At 48.0% G+C, this 5,097-nt stretch carries 7 protein-coding genes and 1 pseudogene; all 8 read left to right on the top strand.

Annotated features, from left to right (window positions below):
* Positions 1-127: pseudogene (locus ACTVDO_RS17155) on the top strand (enoyl-CoA hydratase/isomerase family protein); the annotation flags it as partial.
* Positions 128-256: 129 nt separating this feature from the next.
* A complete protein-coding gene (locus tag ACTVDO_RS17150; RefSeq protein ID WP_020960123.1) occupies positions 257-1,132 on the top strand; it encodes a PaaX family transcriptional regulator in 876 nt (291 codons plus the stop codon).
* Between the two features lie 68 nt (positions 1,133-1,200).
* Entirely contained in the window at positions 1,201-2,175 is a 975-nt protein-coding gene (locus tag ACTVDO_RS17145) for an MBL fold metallo-hydrolase (protein ID WP_442901942.1), read from the top strand.
* Positions 2,176-2,483: 308 nt separating this feature from the next.
* Entirely contained in the window at positions 2,484-3,419 is a 936-nt protein-coding gene (locus ACTVDO_RS17140) for a Phenylacetic acid catabolic protein (RefSeq protein ID WP_020960120.1), read from the top strand.
* Positions 3,419-3,739, top strand: coding sequence for a metal-sulfur cluster assembly factor (locus ACTVDO_RS17135; protein WP_020960119.1), 321 nt, complete (start codon positions 3,419-3,421; stop codon positions 3,737-3,739). The genes ACTVDO_RS17140 and ACTVDO_RS17135 overlap by 1 nt, the downstream gene beginning before the upstream one ends.
* Positions 3,736-3,951, top strand: a complete 216-nt coding sequence (locus ACTVDO_RS17130) for a hypothetical protein (protein ID WP_020960118.1) — start codon at positions 3,736-3,738, stop codon at positions 3,949-3,951. The genes ACTVDO_RS17135 and ACTVDO_RS17130 overlap by 4 nt, the downstream gene beginning before the upstream one ends.
* 17 nt (positions 3,952-3,968) lie before the next feature.
* Positions 3,969-4,613, top strand: coding sequence for a Phenylacetic acid catabolic protein (locus ACTVDO_RS17125; RefSeq protein ID WP_020960117.1), 645 nt, complete (start codon positions 3,969-3,971; stop codon positions 4,611-4,613).
* A gap of 153 nt (positions 4,614-4,766) precedes the next feature.
* On the top strand, positions 4,767-5,097 hold a 331-nt coding region (locus ACTVDO_RS17120), incomplete at its 3' end, for an enoyl-CoA hydratase/isomerase family protein (RefSeq protein ID WP_442901941.1).

Genomic DNA, 5,097 nt, shown 5'->3' with positions numbered 1-5,097 from the left:
AATGCCGTTGAATGTGGCGATTCGCTACGAAGGCGAGCTGCAAAACTTGTTGTTCCGCTCGGAAGATGCGAAAGAAGGGTTGAGCGCCTTTTTGGAAAAACGCCAACCAAATTGGAAAGGGATTTAATGCACTTTTTATGCATATCGGCCAATTTGGCCGATATGTTTTTATGCAAAAAATCATTTCAAGAATTGAAAAAGAGAGGGGAAATGTACCATAATAAAAGAAAAATTTGAAAAAGATAGGTGTGTTGCAATGAAGCCAAGGGCACTCATGTTTACGCTATTTGGGGAATATATTCAACATTATGGGAATGAAGTATGGATCGGAAGTCTGATCCAAATGATGTCCCACTTCGGCATTTCCGAGTCGTCCATTCGCGGGGCGGCGCTACGGATGGTGCAGCAGGAGTTTTTTGAGGTGCGGAAGATCGGCAATAATAGCTATTACTCCTTGACGCCAAAAGGAAAGCGGACGATGATGGACGGATTCACCCGCGTTTATTCGCTGCGGAACTATAAGTGGGATGGCCGTTGGCGTGTGTTAACGTATTCCGTTCCGGAGGAAAAGCGGGAGTTGCGCAGCCAAATCCGCAAAGAATTGAGTTTAATGGGGTTTGGTCTTATTTCCCACGGAACGTGGGCGAGTCCGAACCCGATTGAACCGCAAGTCATGGAATGGATTAAAGATTATCATTTGGAGCCGTATGTCATGTTGTTTACGGCCGACTCCATTGTGTCGCACAGCAACGAGCAAATTATCGAGCGCGGCTGGGATTTTGCCCATATCGCTAAAGAGTATGACCAGTTTATTGAAACGTACGGACGAAAGTATGAGGAGTTTCAAAAGCGGGCTTGGAACAATGAGCTGACCGACCGCGAATGTTTCATTGAACGGACGAGGCTCGTGCATGAGTATCGAAGCTTTTTCTTTATTGACCCAGGCTTTCCGCATGATTTATTGCCGGACGACTGGAGCGGGACGAGAGCGCGTGAGCTGTTTTTCAATGTCCATCAGCTTCTAGCTATTCCTGCCATCCGTTATTTCGAGACATTGTTTGAGCCTGCTCCGGACCGCGAGGAGACGTTTAATCGGGATAAAGCGATCAATCCGTTCATGGAGATGATTTAGGACATTTTAGTCTGTACATATGCCCGTTTATAATGAAAAGGGCAAAGAGCAAGGGGGAGGAGAAAGAGATGGCACATACGGAAATTGAAGCGGTGGGAAATGGGGTGTATCGCGTTCCGATTCCCGTTCCGTTTCCGATGAAATATGTGTATTGTTATGTATGTCAAGAAGCGGATGGGTGGAGTTTGGTCGACGTCGGATTTCGTTGTCCTGAGGCCATGCGCGCTTGGGAAGCGGTGTTCCGGCAATTAGGGATCAAGCCGCGGCACGTTCGCGCCATTTATATCACCCATTTCCACCCTGACCATTTTGGTCTTGCCGGTTGGATGCAGCAGCAGACGGAAGCGCCGATATGGATCAGCGAACCGGATTATGCGATGGCCGAACGGGTGTGGGGGGAAGAGAGCTCCCAAGCGAGCGAAATCGCTGCACTATTTCGCCGCCATGGCGTTCCGGATGAACTTGTGTCGGAAATCGAAGAGAACATGTGGAAACTGTCATTGCGCGTCAGCCCGTTTCCGGTGTTGACGGTTTTAGATAGCCGCGAAATTGTGCTAGGGCAGCAGCGCTGGACGGTCATCCCGGTTCCGGGACATAGTGATGGGCTTGTGAGTTTTTATCAGCCGGAATCGCGTCAACTGATCGTCTCTGATCACGTGCTGGACCGCATTACTCCGAACATTAGTGTATGGCCGGGCGCCCACCCGAATCCGTTGGAGCAATATTTCGCTTCTTTGCGTAAAGTGGAGGAGCTGGATGTTCACGTTGCCCTGCCCGCCCATGGCGCAGTAATTCGTCAATTTCGTGAGCGGATTGGCGATATTTTCCGCCATCATGAACAACGGTTACAAAAGATGAAAGCGCTGACAGATAAAGGGCGAACCGCCTATGAAGTGGCTGATCTTGTGTTCGGCCATAAGTCGTTGACGGCCCACCAATGGCGGTTTGCAGTGGCGGAAACGTTAGCGCACTTAGAATATTTACGATCCACCGGTCAAGTTCAACAAGACGAGCATCACGGTGTGATCGTGTATGTATCATGACGAATAGCCAGCTGTGCAAGCAGCTGGGCTTTTTTTTTTGCCTTATGAAACAGCAGGGGGGATTGTTGCGCAGTTTTTTAGTTGCATGAAAAATGTACGGACGGAAAATAAACATTGCATGTTTCGAAAGACGACTGGCGAAGATGAACCAAAGAAGGTGGGCAAAACATTTAGAAAATCTAAGGTTATTAAGGTAAAAAATAATTTTCAGATTTTTTGTATTTTTAAGTTGACAATGAGCTTTATAGTGTATTAATATTATGCTTAGAATACGGTAGTTAAAAAAACGTAATAAAGAGGGTGAGGAAATGGATCAAGCTACATTGCTGAAAGAAAAAGTGCAAAGTGGATTTATCGTCGAAGGAATCGAGGATATGAATGAGGAGTATTTAACAGCATTGAAACAGACGTTGACGATCGTCGGCGATACCGAACTGTTAAGCGTCCCGCCGCTGTTGACTGTGTATGATCAAGCACCGACGCTCAACAGTAAAATTACGGCGTTGGCCATCATGCAAGATGAAATCGGCCATGCCCACATCGCTTACCGGTTGTTGAAAGATTTAGGCGAGGATGTCGACCAACTGCTTTATGAACGGGAAGCGCACCGCTGGAAAAACCCGTACGCCTTTGACTTTGAACTATCGAACTGGATTGAACTTGGTGTCTTTAATGCGTTTTTTGACCGGGCAGGCTACACGCTCCTCGGCGATGCGTTTGAACATACGTCCTACGGACCGTGGAAGCGGGCGCTCGTGAAAGTGGATAAAGAAGAGCTGTTCCACCTTCGCAACGGTGAGATTATTATGAGAACCGCTATGCAAGATCCGAATTTGCGTGAAGAAGTACAAAAAGCAGTCGATTGGATGTTTTTAATGGCGCTTGAATTTTTCGGGGTTGAGGACCGGCTGAAAAGCCGCTCGGCACAGCTTGAATACCGATTAAAAGGACGGACGAACGATGAGCTGCGGCAAAAATGGCTGTCCACCGCCGTTCCGTTCTGCGAATCGATCGGTGTTAAAGTGCCGGCCCACTACGACGAAGAGCAGCAAAAATATGTTCTTGATGTCCCGTTCCCGTGCAAATTTGACCCAGTGAATAAAAAATGGCTGTTCGACCAGCCGGATACGTGGGACAACGTCATCCAACGGTTTAAGCAGAGAGGTCCGAGAAATAAAGAGTTTGTTGCCCGGATTCAAAAAGGAGCCAAAGAGCTTGAGCAATTGCGAAAGGAAGCGGTGTAATGAGCAAGCAAGGCACCGAAAAATATTGGCAGGCACTGAAGGAAGTGATGGATCCGGAATTTCCGATCAGCGTCGTCGACATGGGGCTTATTTACGATATTGAAAAAAAAGGCGACGAACTCGAGGTCACGATGACGTATACAGCCGTCTCGTGCGCCTGTATGGAATGGATCGAGCAAGATATCCGCAACCGTCTGCTTAAGGAAGAAGAGATTCGCGATGTGCATATTCACGTCGTCTGGGATCCGCCTTGGACGGTTGACCGGATCAGCTTGGAAGGACGTGAAAAATTGAAATATTGGGGGGTGAGTTCAACATGACAGCGGCCCAACATCGGAAAACGTTTGATATTTTCGCCCGTGTAAAGCGGGGCGACCAATTGGCCCATATTGGCACGGTGGAAGCGGAAAACGAGGAGTTGGCAAAAGTGTATGCTTCCTATACGTACGATGAGGAAGACTGGGTGGAAATGGTCGTTGTCGACCGCAGCGAACTCGTTTGGGTGAGAAAACCAAAATGGCTATTTGCCTAGAAAGGGGAGAGGGCGTAATGGAACAGATGCAGCCTAGTGTACATTCGCTTGTTGAGCTGCTTGAAACGATCGCTGATAATAAATACGTTCTTGGCGACCGTCTTGTTGAGGTCGGGATCAGCGGCCCGAATTTGGAAGCGACATTGGCAGCGATCGCGATGGCCCAAGGCGAATTGGGGCACGCACGCTTGCTGTACAACTGGTGTTTTGATTTACGCGGGTTAAAAGGAAAAAAACCAGAGATTTACGGACAATCTGGAAAGGCGATGTCAAGCGCAGTAAACGTTCACAACTGGATCACGCTCATCGCCGCCTTATATACGGTCAACACGGCGATTGATGCCATCTTGCAGTCAGCGTTACAGGCGAACCATCCAGCTGTTGTTTCGAAAATTCAAAAATTGGTTCGTGAACAACAAGACCATATTGCTTATGCCAAAAACTGGGCTCAGCAGCTAATTCATGATCAAGGCGCTGTCCCCCGCCATTTCCGCCAAGCGTTGAACGCTGCGGCGAATGAAGTGGCTGTTTGGTTAAAAGATGTTGAGACGAAGGAAGAGCTTCAGCGAGAAGGGTATTTGCCGAACGGAGTCCAGCTCGTTGAACGCTTGCAACAGGAATTGAAAGCGGTTGCCGCTGAACCATTTGTTCAGTTGAAATAAGGAAGACATAACAGGAGGTGAGAAACAAACAAACGTGAAACGAGCTGTACTTTCTATGTTTTCGGAATGGCAAAAGCGGAAATGAACTTTCAAAAACGGGTTATTGGGAAGTTGCCTGCATCACATCAAAATATCGGGAAGGAGAATGAGAGAATGGTAGCTGTAGAAACGAAAAAACAATACTTAACTGTCGTCAAAGAAGAGGGGATTGCAGAAATCCACTTGCACATCAACAAATCAAACTCGTACGACCTGGAGTTTTATAAAGAGTTCAACGCAGCGATCGATGACATCCGCTTCGATCCGGACATCAAAGTCGTCATTCTCATGAGCGATGTGCCGAAGTTTTTCTCGGCCGGGGCGGACATCAACTTTTTGCGGTCGGCCGACCCGCGGTTCAAAACGCAATTTTGCCTGTTCTGCAACGAGACGCTTGATAAGATCGCCCGCTCGCCGCAAGTGTACATCGCTTGCTTAGAAGGGC

The sequence above is a fragment of the Geobacillus sp. BK01 genome (assembly GCF_052220245.1).
Lineage (GTDB): Bacteria > Bacillota > Bacilli > Bacillales > Anoxybacillaceae > Geobacillus.
The sequence above is the reverse complement of the archived record's forward strand: the minus strand, read 5'-3'. Positions and strand labels throughout refer to the sequence as shown.

Bases quoted from the DNA above. Each gene is read 5' to 3' on its own strand.
- ACTVDO_RS17130 (WP_020960118.1), top strand. From the start codon at position 3,736: ATGACAGCGGCCCAACATCGGAAAACGTTTGATATTTTCGCCCGTGTA.
- ACTVDO_RS17125 (WP_020960117.1), top strand. From the start codon at position 3,969: ATGGAACAGATGCAGCCTAGTGTACATTCGCTTGTTGAGCTGCTTGAA.
- ACTVDO_RS17140 (WP_020960120.1), top strand. From the start codon at position 2,484: ATGGATCAAGCTACATTGCTGAAAGAAAAAGTGCAAAGTGGATTTATC.
- ACTVDO_RS17145 (WP_442901942.1), top strand. From the start codon at position 1,201: ATGGCACATACGGAAATTGAAGCGGTGGGAAATGGGGTGTATCGCGTT.
- ACTVDO_RS17150 (WP_020960123.1), top strand. From the start codon at position 257: ATGAAGCCAAGGGCACTCATGTTTACGCTATTTGGGGAATATATTCAA.
- ACTVDO_RS17135 (WP_020960119.1), top strand. From the start codon at position 3,419: ATGAGCAAGCAAGGCACCGAAAAATATTGGCAGGCACTGAAGGAAGTG.